General features: G+C 49.5%; 17 protein-coding genes. 3 read left to right on the forward strand and 14 right to left on the reverse strand.

What is annotated here, in order from left to right; genetic code table 11:
- Positions 1 to 350 precede the first annotated feature (350 nt).
- Positions 351 to 1109: a helix-turn-helix domain-containing protein gene (locus AC5RDV_RS11805; RefSeq protein WP_282747329.1), complete on the forward strand. Its 759-nt coding sequence runs from the start codon at positions 351 to 353 to the stop codon at positions 1107 to 1109.
- A 199-nt stretch (positions 1110 to 1308) separates the two neighbouring features.
- Here the strand turns inward: AC5RDV_RS11805 and AC5RDV_RS11810 are convergent, their stop codons facing one another.
- From AC5RDV_RS11810 to AC5RDV_RS11825, 4 genes are all read right to left on the reverse strand, one after another.
- Positions 1309 to 4269, reverse strand: a complete 2961-nt coding sequence (locus AC5RDV_RS11810) for a PEP/pyruvate-binding domain-containing protein (protein ID WP_282747331.1) — start codon at positions 4267 to 4269, stop codon at positions 1309 to 1311.
- Between the two features lie 141 nt (positions 4270 to 4410).
- Entirely contained in the window at positions 4411 to 5748 is a 1338-nt protein-coding gene (gene gdhA / locus AC5RDV_RS11815; protein WP_008624504.1) for an NADP-specific glutamate dehydrogenase, read from the reverse strand.
- 236 nt (positions 5749 to 5984) lie between these two features.
- Complete coding sequence (locus AC5RDV_RS11820; protein WP_008616818.1) at positions 5985 to 6185, reverse strand: winged helix-turn-helix domain-containing protein; 201 nt, start codon at positions 6183 to 6185, stop codon at positions 5985 to 5987.
- Positions 6186 to 6365: 180 nt separating this feature from the next.
- Positions 6366 to 6833 carry a C-GCAxxG-C-C family protein gene (locus tag AC5RDV_RS11825; protein WP_008624503.1) on the reverse strand — a complete coding sequence of 156 codons (468 nt, stop codon included), beginning with the start codon at positions 6831 to 6833 and terminating at the stop codon, positions 6366 to 6368.
- A gap of 68 nt (positions 6834 to 6901) precedes the next feature.
- Here AC5RDV_RS11825 and AC5RDV_RS11830 point away from each other — a divergent pair, with 68 nt between their 5' ends.
- Complete coding sequence (locus AC5RDV_RS11830; RefSeq protein ID WP_282747334.1) at positions 6902 to 7327, forward strand: DUF8479 domain-containing protein; 426 nt, start codon at positions 6902 to 6904, stop codon at positions 7325 to 7327.
- 121 nt (positions 7328 to 7448) lie between these two features.
- Here AC5RDV_RS11830 and AC5RDV_RS11835 read toward each other — a convergent pair whose 3' ends face one another.
- The 5 genes from AC5RDV_RS11835 to dnaB all read right to left on the reverse strand — a co-directional run bounded on the left by AC5RDV_RS11835 (position 7449) and on the right by dnaB (position 12828).
- Complete coding sequence (locus AC5RDV_RS11835) at positions 7449 to 7700, reverse strand: TIGR03905 family TSCPD domain-containing protein (RefSeq protein WP_008624500.1); 252 nt, start codon at positions 7698 to 7700, stop codon at positions 7449 to 7451.
- 1 nt (position 7701) lies between these two features.
- Positions 7702 to 8433, reverse strand: a complete 732-nt coding sequence (locus AC5RDV_RS11840) for a YebC/PmpR family DNA-binding transcriptional regulator (RefSeq protein WP_008624499.1) — start codon at positions 8431 to 8433, stop codon at positions 7702 to 7704.
- Between the two features lie 32 nt (positions 8434 to 8465).
- Positions 8466 to 8624, reverse strand: coding sequence for a hypothetical protein (locus AC5RDV_RS11845; protein WP_172604661.1), 159 nt, complete (start codon positions 8622 to 8624; stop codon positions 8466 to 8468).
- Between the two features lie 8 nt (positions 8625 to 8632).
- On the reverse strand, positions 8633 to 11140 hold the full coding sequence (gene pheT, locus AC5RDV_RS11850) for a phenylalanine--tRNA ligase subunit beta (RefSeq protein WP_282747339.1): 2508 nt from the start codon (positions 11138 to 11140) through the stop codon (positions 8633 to 8635).
- 128 nt (positions 11141 to 11268) lie between these two features.
- Positions 11269 to 12828, reverse strand: a complete 1560-nt coding sequence (gene dnaB, locus AC5RDV_RS11855) for a replicative DNA helicase (RefSeq protein ID WP_282747340.1) — start codon at positions 12826 to 12828, stop codon at positions 11269 to 11271.
- A gap of 132 nt (positions 12829 to 12960) precedes the next feature.
- On the opposite strand from dnaB, the gene ispE reads away from it, so the two are divergent.
- Positions 12961 to 13842 (forward strand): 4-(cytidine 5'-diphospho)-2-C-methyl-D-erythritol kinase, encoded by an 882-nt coding sequence (gene ispE / locus AC5RDV_RS11860; protein ID WP_282747342.1) that lies wholly within the window; start codon positions 12961 to 12963, stop codon positions 13840 to 13842.
- A 351-nt stretch (positions 13843 to 14193) separates the two neighbouring features.
- Here ispE and AC5RDV_RS11865 read toward each other — a convergent pair whose 3' ends face one another.
- The 5 genes from AC5RDV_RS11865 to AC5RDV_RS11885 are packed head-to-tail and all read right to left on the reverse strand — an operon-like array spanning position 14194 to position 19587.
- Positions 14194 to 14940, reverse strand: coding sequence for a hypothetical protein (locus tag AC5RDV_RS11865; protein WP_282747344.1), 747 nt, complete (start codon positions 14938 to 14940; stop codon positions 14194 to 14196).
- A 28-nt stretch (positions 14941 to 14968) separates the two neighbouring features.
- Entirely contained in the window at positions 14969 to 15730 is a 762-nt protein-coding gene (locus tag AC5RDV_RS11870) for a hypothetical protein (protein WP_282747346.1), read from the reverse strand.
- A gap of 10 nt (positions 15731 to 15740) precedes the next feature.
- A complete protein-coding gene (locus AC5RDV_RS11875) occupies positions 15741 to 17171 on the reverse strand; it encodes a DUF707 domain-containing protein (RefSeq protein ID WP_282747347.1) in 1431 nt (476 codons plus the stop codon).
- Positions 17171 to 17374, reverse strand: a complete 204-nt coding sequence (locus tag AC5RDV_RS11880; protein ID WP_008624471.1) for a hypothetical protein — start codon at positions 17372 to 17374, stop codon at positions 17171 to 17173. Before AC5RDV_RS11880 ends, AC5RDV_RS11875 begins: the two co-directional genes overlap by 1 nt.
- A complete protein-coding gene (locus AC5RDV_RS11885) occupies positions 17371 to 19587 on the reverse strand; it encodes a peptidase domain-containing ABC transporter (protein WP_282747349.1) in 2217 nt (738 codons plus the stop codon). Before AC5RDV_RS11885 ends, AC5RDV_RS11880 begins: the two co-directional genes overlap by 4 nt.
- Between the last annotated feature and the right edge of the window lies 1 nt (position 19588).

A 19588-nucleotide genomic window follows, 5' to 3' on the forward strand; every position in this document is an offset into this window, starting at 1 on the left:
GTTCTTTGAAGGTTACGCAACGCGCAGAAGTATATTTAAGGAGATAACTCTCTTATTCGTAACCTATTACCATAATGAGCGAATAACCTATGCTCATTTTCAATATCTTAGGCCTTTTTCATAACTTCCTGGAACAAATATAAATTGTTTGCGCGAACACCACCAAACAAACAAGCTTATCTTTGTGCACAGACACACTAAATGCACACAAAAGTGTGCAACGAATTACGAAATTCATCAAAAACGGGAAACATTCCTTATTTTTTTTAACCAAACAAAGTAAATTTGTACCTCAAAATGAGACGGGGAGGTTAAAGACCTAATTTCACATATTAATGACGCAAAAAATCATGGACAAACACCTTTTTGAGTTTTTCAAAACCATCAGCGAGCCACACAGACCATACGAACGTGACAACCTGCAAACAAGCTTAATCGAAAGAACCGCCGATGCCTTTGCAAGGAATACGCACTTGTGCATGTACATCTCGAATGCACAAACTCAGAAGTTCTTCTATGCATCAGGGAAATTCGAGCGTTTGTCAGGCCTGACGGCAGAAAAAGTCAAGGAAATGGGGTTCCGGTTTTATTTGGACTTCGTACCCGAAGAGGAACACCGCATACTTTATACGGCATTCAAAGAAGGACTGCATTTTTTTTGCAACCAACTTTCGTCAGAACGCACGGAATACAACATCTCATGCGACATACATCTCCTGAACGGCAGGAAAAAGCTGTTAGTCCACCAAACCGCAACCCCCATCCTTATAGGACGGGATGGCATGCCGTTGTTTTCCCTATGCATCATGAAACATTCCGTAATGCATGAAATAGGAAACATTACCGTAAAGAGAAAAGGGCACCGTGCATTTTATAAATATGACATGGACAAGGGCGAATGGATTAAGGACAGTGGGATTATATTGAACGAGACGGAACGCGGAATCCTCACGTTATCTGCCCAAGGCCATAAGATGGAAGACATCGCAAACAAACTTTGCAAGAGCCTCGATACGATAAAATCAGCCAAAAGGAGGCTGTTCCTCAAAATGCACGTGAGCAACCTCCAAGAAGCCGTAGCTTACGCAGAATATTATGATTTATTATAATATATCCCGACAATCCGGACACGAAAAATCGTTTGCCTGAGAAATGAAAATCAATCTCAGGCAAACGATTTCTCATTCTCCTGCAAACGATTTTTCATTCTGCGGAGAAAAACAAGAGGCTCTCAGCATTGCCTCAAACATCTATCAACCAATCATTTACAAAATTCGTCTTCTTATTCTGCCAATAGGCCATAAATCTTTACTGTTCCACTCCGGGAAGCATGACCACCCCTTCCTTTTTCATCCCGTCCACCTTGATGACCACGGGCGAAGAAAAGCGCACATGGCGCACGTGGGCCGTTTCTTCCACAGCCGGTTGGCTGTTCAGGAAAGCCTGGTTGTATACCCCGTCGCCCAAAAAGTCATTCACCGTGAAATATCCCACGCCGAAACTGGTCAGGTTCTGGAAGAAGTGCGTGCCTTGGCTAGGGTCTACACGGTAATTCGTCAACCCGGACTCCACAATGACACGGGCGGCTGAAATGTTGGGCCATTTCACCGGAACGCCTAACCATGGGTCGCTACTGCCCCACCGTCCCGGGCCGACTAGCACATAGTTGCGCCCCTCCTCCAGGAAGCGGCGGTTGATACGGTCTATCTCGTCGGCTATGGCCGGATTGTTGTAAGCGGAATAATCGCCGGTCTTCACATAGACCACATCGTACACCTCGTTGCTCACCCCTTGGCCGATGGCGTTATGCGAACGTATCAGCGTCTTCTCGTCGGGAATCTCCGTCAAGTCTTCGTCGAGCATCATCTTATTGTCCACCATCGGACGTATCTGCAACAAATAGAACACCCCCGTACGGTCGGGATTCAGCTTCACGGCAAATTCTATCTCCACCTCGCGGCGCATGCTCTCACGCCCAAGTTTCAGAATCAGCCGCAAAAGCTCCGGAAGGGGAAACACCCCCTGTTGCAACACGCCGCAGAAGGTGACGAGTTTACGTCCTCCGTCGTAAATACCGTCGCGAATCACCATGTCGTAAGGGTCGTACGTGGAAGCAATGAATTGCAGCGAACCGTCCAGTTCGGCCTCCTTCACCGGAAGTTTCAACAGGTTGAAACCGTCGTCCACCCTGAAATCCTCCTCCACGGCTTTCATTTCGAGGGCATAAAACCGCGTCTGCGTCTCGCGCAAGGCTATTTCCATCTCGCTCGTCTGCAACACCTTGTCGGGATGGGCCGGACAGACGCGCAGGTTCATGCCGCCGTCCACGATGTATTTCCCCAACCCGAGCGCAAGGTTTACCGTGCCGTCTTCGGCCTTTTCGTCCCCGATGGGGTAGTAGTTCACCGAACGGGCCACACCGGAGATGTTCGGGTAGAAACGGTCACCGTAACGGTTTCCGGCCACTTCCTGAAGAATCACCGCCATTTTTTCCTGGTCGATGACGTTGCTCGTGGCCGTCATATACGCCTTGCTGTCGCGGTAGAACACCGAAGCGTATACCCCCTTGATGGCATCGCGCAACATCTTCAGCCGCACGTCACGACTCTCCACGTAAGGTATCATATAGGTGGAGTATATCCCGGCAAAAGGCTGGTAATGTGCATCTTCGAGCAAGGAAGAGGAACGGATGGCTATGGGTTGTCGCACGACATCGAGATAGGCCTCCAAGTCACCAATCAGGCGTTCGGGCAGCCGGGCTTGCAAGAATGCACGGAGAATCTCTTCGTCCGGAATGTCCGAAAGCGCAATCTGGTAAAGTTCGTTCGTGTCCATGAACTCGTCAAAGATATCCGTACAGAGCACCACCGTTTTGGGTATCATGACATCCGCGTTGTCGAACGCGTTCAATTCCGGATGCTGCTTGATGATGTGGTCCAGAAAAGCCAGGCCACGCCCTTTTCCGCCCAACGACCCTTCACCGATACGTGCGAAATTGCTGAAACGGTCGAAACGGTCGCGGTGGAACACGGCTACCACGCCCTGGTTCTTCATCCGGCGGTAGCTCACAATCGCGTCATATATGATTTGACGATGGGCATCCACGTCTTGGAGCGAACGCCATGTGATATGTTTCAGGAACTCGGATATGGGGAACAATGCCCGCGAGCACAACCAACGCGACACGTTGTTGCGCGTAATATGATAAAGGAGCGATTCCTTGGGCAAAGTGAAGATATTGTTCTGAAGGTCTTTCAGGTTCTTGATGCGCGCCACCTCTTCCATCGTGTTCGGGTCGAGGAAGACAAAATCTCCGAAACCGAAATGCCGACGTACCAAACGTCGCAAGTCGACCCCTATCTTCTTGGAATTCTTGTCGATGAAATGCGCCCCGCACTTCTCGGCCCAAGCACTCTTATCAGCTTCCGTAGACTCCATAATCAGCGGCACGAACTCGTCTTCGGCACGGATGGCCGACAATAACTCGTAACCGGCCATCTCGTCCGTCTTCCCGTTACGGGGAAAGCGGCAGTCGCTGATGACCCCTAATGTATTCTCTTTATGACGAGTGTACAAGCCCCAAGCTTCTTCATACGTACGTGCCAACACGATCTTAGGCCGCCCACGCATGCGCAACGTCTCGAGTTGGGCGTTCAGTGCCTCTGTGGCAAATTCCAGGCTTTGTTGGAGCACGAACCGGTAGAGGTTGGGCAAGATGGAGGAATAAAAACGGATGGAGTCTTCTACCAACAATATCATCTGTACTCCGGCCGCCACGTCGTTCTCCAAGTTCATTTTGTCTTCTATCAACTTGATGATAGAGAGCAACAAGTCCGTATTACCCAACCAACAAAACACGTAATCGAAAATAGAAAAGTCCATGTTCTCCATACTCTTCCGGATACCATGGCTGAACGGAGTCAGCACGACGATAGGTATCGTGGGATTGTCCGTCTTGATGCCCCGTGCGATGTCGAACACGTCATTATTGTCCGTTCCGGGCATACAGATAATCAAATCGAAAGTGGTCTTGCCCAACTCTTCTTCCGCCTCTTCCTGCGAAGCGACTTGGAAAAAACGGGGAGGATAACGCAAACCCAATTTCACGTATTCATCGAAAATCTTTTCCTCTACCCGTCCGTCATCCTCCAACATGAAAGCATCATACGGGTTGGCGATGAGCAACACATTGAAAATGCGCCGCTTCATCAGGTCCACAAAAGCGGTGTCCCGCAAGAGCGGGCATTCTTTGTTTTTATCGTCTGTCATAATAGCCTGTCCTTATCTCTGATTGCGGAAACAAATAAACACAAAAATCCGCAAGCATGCAAAAAATGCGGCACAAAAAAGCGGTACCCGAAAATGATTATTTCCGGCACCGCTCCCTTTTCTACCTCATGACAAAACCACCTATACTACTCCTTGCGCCATCATGGCCTTGGCCACTTTCATGAATCCGGCCACATTGGCTCCTTTCACATAATTGACATAACCGTCCGGCTCAGTGCCGTATTTCACACACTGCTCATGGATACCGTGCATAATGGCATGAAGTTTCTGGTCCACCTCTTCGGCCGCCCAACTGAGGTGCATGGCATTCTGGCTCATCTCCAATCCGGATGTGGCCACGCCTCCGGCGTTGACAGCCTTGCCCGGAGCGTAAAGCATCTTATGGGCAATGAACGCATCAATGGCTTCGGGCGTACATCCCATATTGGAGATTTCGCCCACGCATATCACTCCGTTTTCGATAAGGTGCCGGGCATCTTCTCCGTTCAGCTCGTTTTGCGTGGCGCACGGCAAGGCGATATCGCACTTCACTTCCCACGGACGACGGCCTGCCACGAACTTAGCCCCCGCAAAGCGTTCCGCATAGGGGCTGCAAATATCGTTCCCGCTCGCACGAAGTTCCAACATGTACGCAATCTTTTCTTCGTCGAGCCCGTCTTCGTCATAAATGTATCCGTCGGGACCGGAAATAGTCACCACCTTGGCGCCCATCTGTGTGGCCTTTTGGGCAGCGCCCCAGGCTACATTGCCGAATCCGCTGATGGCCACGCGCTTGCCCCGGATGTCGATACCTTTGTCGGACAACATTTCACGCACAAAATAGAGCCCTCCATATCCGGTGGCCTCGGGGCGCACCAACGAGCCACCGAATTCAAGCCCTTTTCCGGTGAGCACACCGCTCCAATCCCGCGTAAGCTTCTTATACTGCCCGAAGAGGTAGCCCACTTCTCTTGCCCCCACACCGATATCACCAGCCGGGATGTCGATTTCCGGACCGATATAACGGTAAAGCTCGTTCATGAAAGCCTGACAGAAACGCATGATTTCGGCATCGCTCTTGCCGCGTGGCGAAAAATCGGAACCTCCCTTACCTCCCCCCATGGGCAGTGTGGTCAGTGCATTTTTGAATGTCTGCTCAAAACCAAGGAACTTCAATATGGAAAGGTTCACGGACGCATGGAAACGCAATCCACCCTTATACGGGCCGATGGCACTGTTGAACTGTACCCGATAACCCAAGTTGACCTGAACCTCTCCCTTGTCGTCCACCCAAGGGACCCTGAACATGATGATGCGTTCCGGCTCCACCAACCGTTCGATTAATTTGGCACGTTCAAATTCAGGATGGCGATTATACACGTCTTCTATGGAGATAAGCACTTCACGAACTGCTTGCAAATACTCCTTTTCACCAGGATGCTTGGCCTCAAGCTGAGCCATTATTCTCTGAATATCCATAGCCTACAATTTTAAGGACATCTAACATTATGTTGACTAACACTGGGGCAAATCTACAAAAACAAGCCAACAAAAGCAAGAAATAGAAGATTAAATATCCTATATAGATACCAAAATGTCAAAAAACAAAAGAACCACAAAAAAAGAAACATGTCTTAAGCGGTATTTCCTCCGCCTAAAACGAAAGATTCCGCGCTTACGACATGCTTTCTTGTCAGTCAATCAAAGCCCCTTTATTACTTCAAAGAGAATACGGGTTCTTTTTCCGTGCCTGCAACAACCAATTTATCTTCACGAAGCAACCAACCCAGTGCAAGATACAATTCTTTGTCTGTTTTCACTTTTGCTGCTTTCTTCAGATCTTTTGCACTCAACGGTGCACTCTCATTCAAGGCATTCCATACAAGGCCTGCCACCTCACCAGCATTTTCAAACATAATACTCAAATACTTTTAGTTAATAATCTCATCCTCTCAAAGGATATTCTTTCATAAATACGTACAAAGGTAGTATTTTATTTGTATGCCATATAAAAAAACTTAAAATAGTTGTGGGTTTATATGCTATTTTAACGCAAAAAAGACTTTTTAGGTGTATTATGTGGCAAAACATTGACATCAACGACCGATAGAGTCCAAATAATCAGCAAAAATGCGGGCAGCCGACTCTACCATCTTCGGACAAGGACGCTTGGCATAATAAGCCGCCGTACGGGCTTCTGCCTGGTTGCTTACCGGTGCATCCCGTTTCAATCCCAACAATTCCCCGCAGGTTATGGAACCGTTTTCTGCTTTGAACCTGGCGGCAAGCTCTTGCACGATGGCATAATTCCGCGATTTCGTCTCACGGTCTTTGCCTTCCATGGCTGCCACTTCCAGTCCCACCAACTGGAACATGCCACAAGCCGCCCCGCAGGTGAGCCGCATGCGGCCTATCCCTCCGCCAAACGAAGCAGATATATGCAAGGCCTGTTCATGCGTAAAGCCGTACAGGTCCGCAAAAGCCGCCACTACGGACTGCGAACAATTATACCCCTCTTTGAAATATGCCACAGCACGGGCTATCCTTTCTTCTTTGTCTTTCATATCATTTCAATGGATTGATTTGCAAAATTACAAAGAATAAATTAATTTCGCACGTAAAACCATCAGATATGAAAAAGATTAATACCACACTTTTACTGGGTACGCTGTTGGGGGTCTGTGCCTGCCACTTTGAAAGTTTCGATGAACGTTGCGCCCGCGAAGCACGGGAATACACGGAAAAGCAATGCCCCCGCAGAATGGACCAGTACACCCTTATGGACAGCCTCACGTATGACGAGCATTCGCGTACACTAAATTATTATTATACTTTGGAAGGAGTTTTGGATAACGACACGGTGATGAACGCTCAAGCCTGCGAATCGCTTAAGGATCTTTTGCGCAAAAACGTGGTCAACTCCGTGGATTTGAAATCCTACAAAGAGAAGGGTATCAGTTTTTCCTATTGCTATTATTCCAAAGCATCGGGAAAAGTGCGCTTTCAGGTACGTTTCACCCCCGAAGATTATGACAGCCACTATAGCCCGGACCGCTAACCTCCAAAAACGATGGAAGACAGGTTGAACACCCAACTTCCGTCACCAGACGACTCCTCCCCGTCCCTACCTTATATTATATAGAGGTAAGGACGGGGAGGAGTCCTTTATAATCATGCCATCAAGACCGGGAAACAGCCTGCTGCAGAGCCAACGTTAGTTGGTCCGGACACGAAGTTGGCTTCATGCCGCAACGAATGCCGCTCAAACGGCTTACCACATCTGCGACCGGCATGCCTTCCACCAAACGGGCAATCCCTTGAAGGTTACCATGGCAACCGCCCAAAAAACGTACGGACTTCACCACGTCCCCGTCAACCTCCAGTTCTATCTGCTTGCAACAGGTTCCCTCCGTCTGATAAACCGTTTTCATCTTATTCTTCTTCAGGCTTCATATTCGTATAAACCGTCTGCACGTCGTCGAACTCTTCCAGTTTTTCCACCATCTTGTTCAACGTTTCACGCTCTTCGGCCGACACTTCCTTCAAATCATTCGGAATATAAGTGAATTCACCACCGACATCCTCGAAGCCCTGCTCTTCCAAGTGCTTCTGGATAGCACCGTAACTCTTCGGGTCGCCGTAAATCGTAATCGTACCTTCCTCTTCGTCCATGTCGTAATCCTCTTCCACCCCGAAATCTATCAAGTCGAGTATCAACTCATCCATGTCCACCGTAGCCGGTTTCTTGAAGGTGAATACACACTTATGGTCGAACAAGTAAGCCAAGGAACCCATCGTACCCAATGTTCCTGAGAACTTGTTAAACACCGAACGGACATCCGCCACCGTACGTGTCGGGTTATCGGTCAGAGTATCCACGAATACAGCAATACCGTGAGGACCGTATCCTTCGTAAGTCATGTTCTTATATTCGCTCTGGTCTTTTCCCATTGCGTTCTTGATGGCACGCTCGATGTTATCCTTCGGCATGTTCTCACGCTTGCAAGTCGCAATAATCGAACGCAACGTAGGATTGTTTTCGGGTTCCGGCCCACCGGCCTTTACGGCTATGGCGATTTGTTTACCCAATTTTGTAAATGTCTTGGCCATGTGGCCCCATCTCTTCAGCTTTGCAGCCTTTCTATATTCAAACGCTCTTCCCATTGGAATAAAATTTTAAATATGATGATTTCTATTTATCTTTTTCTCATTTTATAGTTGAGCACCAGGCCATATACGATAAGCACCACCGTAGGGACAATCAACGCACGCGTGTACCCCTGAAGGGTGATCTGCAACAACCAACAAAACACCAGTACATAATATATGGCCTTGGCTACGACTAATCCTTTCATATCGCGGGTTATCTCAATTTAGCACCCAACTTGGCCTGCAAGTTTGCAATCAACTTATTCATGATTGCGTCGATTTGCTTGTCGTTCAAAGTCTTCGTCTCATCTTGCAGCACGAAGTTCACGGCATAACTCTTCTTCCCGGCTTCCAGGTTCTTTCCTTCGTACACATCAAAAAGCGTCACTTCCTTCAGCAGCTTCTTCTCTGTGGAATAGGCCACCTTTTCTACTTCGGCAAATTCCACACCCTTGTCCAACAAGAGAGCCAAATCGCGGCTCACAGCGGGGAACTTGCTGATTTCCGTGTAACTGATCTTGTTGTTGCGGATGGCCTTCATCAGAAGTTTCCAGTTGAGGTCGGCATAATAGACTTCCGCGTCCACATCCATCATCTTCCGTATCTTCCGGCTCACGATACCCAACATGGCCAAGACCTTACCGCCACGGTTTTGAATTTCGATACCTTTTGAATAGATATCGTTACGGCTCGGCGCAAAAACCAATGCACCGAAATTCACACCCAAACGGGTCAGGATGTTCAGCACGTAAGCTTTCAGTTCATAAAAGGAACTGTCTTCGTCGGGATGCGCCCACGAACCGCTCACCCGCTTGCCCGTCACCCACAGTCCGAGGTGATAGTCTTCCGAATAAGCGTCGAGCACATGCTTGATGACCTCCGGGTCGCGGCTGCTGCTCACGCCGGGAATGATGTCGGGACATTTGTCCTCTTCGCGGAAATAGTAGCAATTCCCGAACTCGAAGAACTTCAGGTCGGCATTCTTGCGGTTGGCGTTGTGCGCCACACATTCCAACCCGCCGAACAGCAGCGTCTGGCGCATCGCGTTCAGGTCGGAACTCAACGGGTTCATCAACTTCACCAAATGCGAAGCCGGATAACTCTCCAACCCGTCATAATAGGCCGCACGCTGCAAAGAATTGTTCAGGATTTCATTGAAACCGCAACCTACCAACTGTTCTGCCACGAGGTTCTGCAACTTATGGCTTTTGTCTTCATCGCCTTTGACATTCAGCGTGGATTTCACAGATGAAGGAATCTCCACATTATTATATCCGTACACGCGCAAGATGTCTTCCACCACGTCGCACGGGCGCTGCACGTCCACACGGTAGGCCGGCACCTGAAGCTTCAATCCCTCGGCCGTTTCCTCCAGAATCTTCATCTCCAGGCTCGTCACGATGCTTTTCACCGTGTCCGCCCCGATATTCTTTCCCATCAGGCCGTAAGCGTATTCATAATTCAAGTCCACGATGAAATCAGGCAACGGGTTGGGATATACGTCCTTAATCTCCATGGCGATTTCCCCGCCTGCCAGTTCCTTGCACAACATGGCAGCCTGTTTCAGTGCATAAATCACACCATTCGGGTCGATGCCACGCTCGAAACGGAAAGAAGCATCGGTGCTCAAACCATGACGGCGTGCGCTCTTGCGAATCCACGTCGGATTGAAATAAGCACTTTCCAACAATACGTCACGGGTCGTTTCATACGTTCCGCTCCCTTTTCCGCCGAACACACCGGCAATGCACATCGGCTCTTCCATGTTGCAAATGGCCAGGTCACGGTCGCTCAGCTTATGTTCCTCGCCGTCGAGCGTCACGAAAGGCGTACCATCGGGCATGGTCTTCACCACCACTTTACCCCCTTTGATCATGTCGGCATCGAAACAGTGCAAAGGCTGCCCATAGGCGAACATGATGTAGTTCGTCACATCCACGATATTGTTAATCGGACGCAAGCCGATGATGCGCAATTTGTCCTGTAACCATTCTGGACTTTCCTTCACCTCGCAATTCCGGAGCGTCACGGCAGCATAACGGGGACAAGCCTCCACGTTTTGCACTTCGATGTCGATGTCCAACTCGTGGCTGTCCACCTTGAAACTGTCGCACGACGGACGATGCAAAGCCGTCTTATGGCCGTTCTGCACCAACCAGGCATACAGGTCGCGGGCCACACCGTAATGCGAACAGGCATCCGCACGGTTGGGAGTGATGTCCACTTCGATAAGATAGTCGCTCTTCAGGTTATAGTATTCCGCAGCCGGGGTTCCGGGCACAGCCGTCCCGGGCAGCACGATGATGCCGTTGTGGTCCGTACCGATACCAATCTCATCTTCCGCACATATCATGCCATTGCTCTCCACCCCGCGCAACTTGGATTTCTTGATGGTAAAACATTCGTCGCCGTCATACAATTTGCAACCCAACGTAGCCACCACCACCTTCTGTCCGGCTGCCACGTTCGGCGCACCGCACACAATCTGTACTGGTTCCCCCTCGCCGAGGTTCACCGTACATACGTGCATGTGGTCTGAATTGGGATGGGGCACGCAAGTCAGCACCTCACCGACGACCAGTCCCTGCAAACCGCCCTTCACCGGTTGCACTTCTTCCACGCAACCCACTTCCAGGCCTTCCGACGTCAACGCATCGGCCACTTCCTGAGCTGTCAAATCAAAATCGACATACTCTTTCAGCCAATTATAAGAGATATTCATATCTTAAGATTTTAATTTATTTCGAAATAACGCGCAAAATTACACTTTTTCAGGCAATCCGCCAAGAAGAATGCAGACAAAGCCTCAAGAAGCCAACGAGTTTCATTCCACCACCGAAACCACCGCTCTCAAAAAGGAAGAGGCCCCTCGGGCAAAGGCGCACCGAAAGGAGAAGCCGCATCCGACGGAGGCATCATGTCGGCCGCAGGCAAAGGCACATCCGGCCCCCGCCCGGTACCAAAAGCCACTGCCTCGCCCGGCATGGGCACGTAGGCATCTTCTTCCGGGTCCTGGAAACGGGCGTATTCTCCACGGAATTTCAGCAGCACGTCGCCCACGGCACCGTTACGGTGCTTGGCGATGATGATTTCCGCCATGCCGTGCAGGTCGTGCCCCTTCTCGTCCTGATATATCTTATAGTATTCGGGACGGTGGATGAAACAAACCATATCCGCATCCTGCTCTATGGCACCAGACTCACGCAAGTCGCTCAACTGCGGACGCTTGCCGTCGATTCCCTCACGGTTCTCCACCCCACGGTTCAGCTGGCTCAGCGCAATAATCGGAATGTTCAATTCCTTGGCCAGCCCCTTGAGCGAACGCGAAATGGTGCTGACCTCTTCCTGACGGCTGCCAAACGACATGCCGCTGGCATTCATCAGTTGGAGGTAGTCTATCAGGATAATCTTGACCCCATGCTCGCGCACCAAGCGACGGGCTTTCGTACGCAATTCGAAAACGGACAGCGAAGGCGTGTCGTCCACATAAAACGGGGCATCATACAGTTGGGTGATTTTATTATCCAACTGCGACCATTCGTAAGGCGCCAACTGCCCGCTTTTCAATTTCTCTCCCGGAATCTCGCACACGTTGACAATCATACGGTTGACCAACTGCACGTTGCTCATTTCCAACGAGAACATAGCCACGGGAATCTTCATGTCCACCGCCATCTTTTTGGCCATGGAAAGCACGAAAGCCGTCTTTCCCATGGCCGGGCGGGCCGCGATGATGACTAAGTCGGAGTTTTGCCAACCGGAAGTCATCTTGTCCAACTTCTCGAAACCGCTGCTCAACCCGCTCAACCCGTCGCTGCGCGCCGCCGCCTTCTGCAACATGTCGTAAGCCTCGCGAATCACGGGATTGATTTGCGTATAGTCTTTCTTCATGTTCTGCTGCGAGATTTCGAAAAGCTTTCCCTCGGCCTCCTGCATCAGGTCGTCCACGTCCACCGTCGCGTCGAAAGCCTTCGTCTGCACCAGACTGGTGAAGGTAATCAGTTCGCGCGCCAGGAATTTCTGCGCGATGATACGGGCGTGATATTCGATATGGGCGGAAGAAGCCACTTTTCCACTCAACTGCGTGATATAGAACGGACCACCCACTTCCTCCAATTTGCCCATGGAGTTCAGGTGTTCCGTCACCGTCAGGATGTCCACCGGCTTCTGTTGGAGATTCAGCGTGCGGATGGCCTCATAGATAAGTTGGTGGCGGTGGTCGTAAAAGCTCTCGGGACGCAATATCTCGCTCACCTGCGAATAGGCATCCTGCTCTATCATCAAAGCACCCAACACAGCCTCTTCAAATTCAAGAGCCTGCGGCTGCACGTGCCCGTAGGCATCCTCCTCCGGCACGTTCACTTTGGCGCGCGCGGATGTGCGCCGCCCTGTCTTTCTCGTTTCTGCCATATCAAGTCTGGTTTTGCGTGCAAAGATAATCCTTTCCATCCTAAAAAAAGCCTGTGGGCTGCATTCTTTTATGAAGATTTTATCTACCGTTGCCAAACATTGCTTACCTTTGCATACATAAAACATCATATCATGATTTGCCATCCCAACGCTAAAATCAATTTAGGACTGAACGTCACGGAACGCCGTCCCGACGGTTACCATAACCTGGAAACCGTGTTCTACCCCATCCCACTGTGCGACACTTTGCAACTCGAAGCTGCCGGCAACACGGACAGCCGCCCGGAAGGTATCTTTCCCGACGGCATCCCCGTGCAAGAACACGCCACGGAAGATTATACATTCCGGTGGGGCGGCATCGGCATCGACTGCCCGCCGGAACAGAACCTGCTCGTCAAGGCTTTGCGCCTGATACAGGAACGCCATTCCCTTCCCCACCTTTCCATATCGTTGCATAAGCAAATCCCGTCGGGCGCAGGCTTAGGGGGCGGCTCGTCGGACGCGGCCCATACGATGAAAAGCCTCAACCAAATGTTCCACCTCGGCCTGTCCGACAACGAACTGGAAGAACGTGTAACCGGCTTGGGGGCCGACTGCCCTTTCTTCGTACGCAACCGTCCGGTATTTGCCACGGGCATCGGCAATATCTTCACTCCTATAGCCCTTTCCCTCTCCGGATGGCACCTCGTTCTGGTGAAGCCCGGTATCTTCGTGTCCACGAAGGAAGCCTACGCCCGAATCATCCCCCGAAAACCCGGAATACCTGTAACAGACATCATCCGCCGCCCCGTAGAGGAATGGAAAGGCCTCCTGACGAACGATTTCGAAGAAGGGGTCTTTGCCCTCCATCCCGAAATCGCAGACATCAAGGCACGGCTGTACGGTCAAGGAGCGGCATACGCTTCCATGAGCGGTTCGGGTTCGAGCGTCTTCGGCCTTTTCCGGACGGCACCGGAAGAAACGGACATGCGCAGGCTGTTCCCGGAAAGCTTTTATTTCCAGGCCTTGCTTTAGGTGAATGCCCTTTCCCCACCACATCTTTCACTATAAGTCGTTGAATAACAGCATCAAAGCAAAAATGGTGAAGGATGTTTTCACACCGCGAAAACGCATCCCCGTGAAAGCACGGTGAAGGCCAAAAGCACAGAGCCTTCACCATAAGTCACTGTCATTGAGGCAGTATGAAGGATGCGAACCCTTTTTCCGCATTCTCGTATAGAAAGGGGTGGAAGACGGGAAAAAGCCTTCCATACATGCCTCAAACGATGTCATCCGATTCAAGAATCGTTTGGCTGAGATTGAAAATTCATTCGGCTGAAAACGGAAAATTATTTGGCGGTCATTGTCGCGGCCGTTTGACGTCCCTTAGGGCATATCTCCTGCTCCCCAATCTACGATATCCAAATCTTTCACCGGATGATAGAACGTATCGGGCATCCGTTCGTCCATATACTTGCTTTCGTAAAGTTCTGCCGGCCCCCAGGATACCTGAAAACGATAGCCGAAATTCTCAAACTGCCGAACCAGATAATTGCCGTTATACGCCATGGTGGGCAGCAGGAACTCGTAGTAAACGGAATCATTACGTGCCATGAACTCTGCCACGTCCGTCAGGAAGCCATGACTGACATACAAGATATGGCACCAAGAGAAATAAAGATGCTCAAAAGGACAGGCCTGTATATACCGGACAGGCCAATGTTTTTGCGGACTGCCCTCCACATCGGTGGCAATATGGATATAATCCACCGCGTCCTCGGCATTGACCCGTTGGACGAAACGGTGAAAATCCCCATGTAGCACAATATCATTTTCCATCAGCAGATAATGGTCGTAACGATATTGTTTCGCACATTCCGCCAAAGCTACAAAAGTGTTGGGTAGCAACCTCTCATTCTGATGGAAAAAACCTTTCAATCCGGTAGAATCGAAAAAATAGAAATTATATTCCGGATGGTCTTCTCTCTTTATAGGGCTGTTCGACCGATCGTACAAGATCAAAAGGTCCATCACTCCTTCCACTTCCTTTTTGAGGTTGGATAGGTAATCCAATATGCCTTCGTCCAATTTATGTGTGGCAAAGACCAAACAATTATGATTGTAATTTTCCATTATCTTCTATCTTGCTTGTTTTAGTTTATTACTTCACCGGATGATAAATCATATCGGGCAATGCCATCCCACCCTCCGTATGAGCCGGACGGAAGCGATGGGTACACTTGTCCCCGCAAACATCATTCGGATCATCCGTATAAAACAATCCCGGACAACCTGTGTATATAAACTTTCCATTCCCTCCGAAATCGGATATTTTCAAGTTGAAGTATTTGAACAATGTAGGCATCAACACCTCATTGTGTCCCCTGTCGCCCAATAGGCATCGCTCGTTCAGTAAAGAAAGCGCCCTGTCAGAGAAACGGCATATCGGATTGAAAGAACGTAACAACATCTTATGATTCAGTTTGATATTGACCAATTCTATCTCTTTCCATCTTGTCCATCGGGTATCCCCGGAAAAGTCTCTAATATGGGCGGAAATAAAATCGTCATCCTTATCCGCAAAGAACCCGAAATAGTTTTTCCAATCCCCATTAAAACGGACATCATATTCTATAAGCCAATAATAGTCGTAACCGGCATGCTTGAGATAAAAGTCCAACATCACGAAATGGAAATTCCCGTCCATCAACGTACAGCCCCACGAACGATACCCCAACCTGTTGAGTTCCTTGACGGTGAAGGGGAAAGAATGGATGCCGTCCGGCAACGTGATTCTCACCTTGTCTGCCTGAAAGCCAACATACAACGTGGCAAAATCCTTGGTTTCCTCATCTAACTTGACGATTTGACGTTCTATATCCTCATTATAAATATGCGTCACAAACAAAATTGCTGTCTTCATAGCCTCCTCCTTATTCTACAGTGTGATACATGATTTCAACTAACATTACCGCATCCTCCAATGTCATCAACTGCGACCGAAGGTTTTTCATTCCCTCTTGCACCCTGGCCAAGAAATAACCGTCGTGCGTCAACAGATAAAGACGGAACTGCATATATACACGTTCCACCTGAGTACACTCCATACGTTCTATCTTGCGTTCCAAAACCCGAAGCTGCTCCCCCGTTTCCATTCCGCAAGCCTGCATCAACGTGAGGGCATCCACTGTAACCGCAGGATCCTCCTCCCCCATTCGGCCTTGCAACAAAACGGCCATCCTCTCGCAGTCATCGCGATGTTCCTTCGTAGGGCGGTTCTGCATCTTGGCCAAGTAATAACGCCCTATCCCGGCCAAGTCCTCCACCGGCATCGTTTCCCCGATATTTTGCCTGATATACGCATCCACCGTTTCAAGCAAATCTTCGGGATTCTCCTCTATAAGCCCTTCTTTTGACAGATATTCTATCAGCCAACAACATCCGCTTATGCCGCTCCGGAAAGTCATATCGTGCATCACCGTCCCCAAACAGTCTTGTGCCTTGCACAACAAATCATAACCCGCGTCCGCATAGTTTCGCATCTGTGTCATACGGGCAAACAGGAACAGGAAGTGTACATATCCGAAGTATCCGTCCTCACCCGCCGAGAAAGCCGATATTCGTTCCGCCCCTATCCAATGCCCCAACGTGTTACAGAGTTCCCTGAAGGTATTCCTGTCGCAGCAATACCGTCTTTCAGAAGGCAGACAATCATAATGAAGCACCTTGGTAGACAGGTTATATTTTCGCAAGTAAGCAGCCAGTTCCCTGTTATGGATGGCCTGTCCCGATTGGATGGGACGTGTATGCACCACGCTTACTTCGTCAATGACGGCCATGTCCCTTTGCGAAGCATCAATCAGCACCGGCCAATGGGTTTCCGTCCCCCATCCCGTCTCGTTCTCATTAAAAGTGAACAACACTTTGTTTAACGCCTCACGTGAGAAACACGGCACCATCATTTCCACAAAATTGATGTACCGCAACTTGCAATACCGGTCTTGCAACGTATGGCTCCACGTGTAATAAGACATACGCAATGCCGGCTGTGCAATCTGCAAACGGTAACGCCGCATGGACTCGAAGAGGGCATTGATGGTCGCGGCATCCATTTGGATGTCATCATCCGGAAAGAAGAAATAATCATACCGTTCCTTCAACTCCGGATGCATCTCAAGATACCGGTAAATGACTTTCAACTTATACCCTTTGATGTGGCAAATATACTCCGTGTCTCCGCGAAACTCTTCGATGGAATCATCGTAGACCACCAAGTGCAAGTCAAAATTGCACCCTCCTTTCAGCCACATACGGTGCAGGCTGTTCCGCCCTACTGCCGAAATCACACAATTGGAATGGTTCATTATATTTTGTTTTTTATTTGTTGGACTGTATGTTCCATAATATCCCTCATCAGTTGCTGCGACGGTCCTCCCGACCACAGCAATCCGGCACACACCAATGCCATTACAATGACCACGATGGTTATGCCGTACCGTGTAACAAACGGCAGACGGCCTCCCATGAGCCGCTCCACTTCCGGACAATGTTGTTTCTGCTGTTTCATGCCATGACACTCATTTGATTTTTCACTAATTCATAATACCTGCCCCGTTTTTCCAACAAGCTTTGATGGTTGCCCCGTTCCACTATCTTTCCCTTGTCCATCACGATAATCTGGTCGGCATCCTTTACGGTACTCAGGCGATGCGCACTGACCACCACCGTACGCCCTTCGTAAAACCGGTGCAGGTTGTCCATGATATGGGCTTCATTGGTGGCATCGAGCGAATTGGTCGCCTCGTCGAGGAAAATATATTCCGGATTCTTGTAGATGGCACGGGCTATCAGGATGCGTTGCCGCTGTCCTTGGCTCACCCCCTTGCCTTCCATGCCGATGACGGTGTCATAACCCAAAGGCAGAGACTCCACGAAATCATCAATCCGCGCCATGCGGGCGGCACTTTTCATTCGTTCTTCATCCGCTTCGTCCGTATTGATAGCAATGTTCCCCTCTATGGTATCGGAAAAGATAAAACTGTCCTGCATCACCGAACCGGTGGCCGCACGCCAGGTATGAGGGTTGATGTCCGAGAGATTGACTCCTCCCACCTTGATACTGCCACGGGTCGGTTCATAGAATCCCTGAAGCAGTTTGATCAGCGTGGTTTTTCCGCATCCGCTTTCACCCACGATGGCCGTCACCTGACGCTCCGGAATATGGAGCGAAACGTCCTTCAATGCCCAATCCCGCTCCGAACCGGTGTAACTGAACGAAAGGTGGTCAATGCAAATGTCCCGTTTGTGGGGGAGGATTGCCAGTTTTTTCTCTATATCCGTCTCCTCGTCATCCTGTGAATGTATCTCATTCAACCGTTCCAAACTGATTTTCGCATCTTGGAACGATTGTGCAAAACCGATGAACTCCCCTATCGGGGCAGATACCTGCCCGATAATGTAGGTCAGGGACATCATCATACCCAGGGTCATCGAACCGTCCACCACGGCTTTCGCCGCGATATAATAAATAAGGATATGCGTGGTTTGCGTGAAAAATACCGAACCGGACTGCTGCACCTGCCCGATGCGAAGCCCTTTCAGGCCTATCTGAAAGAGCTTGACCTGTATCCGCTCCCATTCCCAACGCTTCTGGCGTTCGCTGTTATTGAGCTTGATGTCCTGCATGCCCTGTACCAACTGTATCATCTTGCTCTGTTCCAAAGCGGACTGGTTGAACCGCTTGATGTCAAGCTCCCTCCGATAGCGCATAAAGAACGAAATCCATGCCACATACAAAGCATTGCCCACAAGGAAAATGGTCAGCACCACCATGTTATAATAGGCCAGAATACCCAAATATACAATGAAATTCACTATCGAAAACACGATACGCATGCTGTTGCCCAGCAGAAAGTTCTTTATCCGCCCATGGTCACCTATGCGTTGCAAGATGTCGCCCGTCATGCGGGAATCGAAAAACTGCAAGGGCATGGCCGTAAGTTTGATCAGGAAATCGGCTATCAACGAAATGTCGATACGCGAATTCATGTGCAGCATAATCCACGAACGGATGTAGTCGATGCTCAGCGTGGCCACGAAAAACCCCAACTGCGCCAAAAGTATCAGGGTGATGACATCCAAATTGCGCCCATTGATGCCTTGATCCACCATCGCTTGCGAAAGGAAAGGCAACACCATCTGTATCAAACTCCCGACAAGCATGGCCAACAGCAACTGGCCTATCATGCAACGGTAAGGCATAAAATAACGGGTAAACGAAAGAATGCTCCGGCTGTTCTTCCGATATTCATCTTCCACTTTCCCCCAATTATCCCCCGGTTCCAACATCAAAACCACACCGCACCCTTTATCTTCGGCACGTCTTCCAATCCAACACTTCTTAAATTCTTCTTGGGTATAGGTAAGGCGTTGTGAAGCCGGGTCTGAAATATGGATTTTATAACCTCCCGCCTTATCTCTTTCTATACCGTAACAAACCACAAAATGGTTTTGGTTCCAATACAGGATACAGGGAAATACACCCTCCTCCGCTAATTGGCTAAATGTCATTTTCATCCCAATTGTATCAAAACCAATATATTGCGCTCCTTCACTTATGCCCTGCATGTTGACACCACGGCGAGAAATATAGCAATGCTTTCGTAACATCTCCGCAGAATAGTTTAGGCCATAAAAACTGGCTATCATACGCAAAGATGTCGGGCCACAATCGGAGGCATCAAGCTGCTTAAAGTGTGGAAAACGATTTAATAATTTCATA

It is taken from the genome of Paraprevotella sp. (assembly GCF_986071375.1).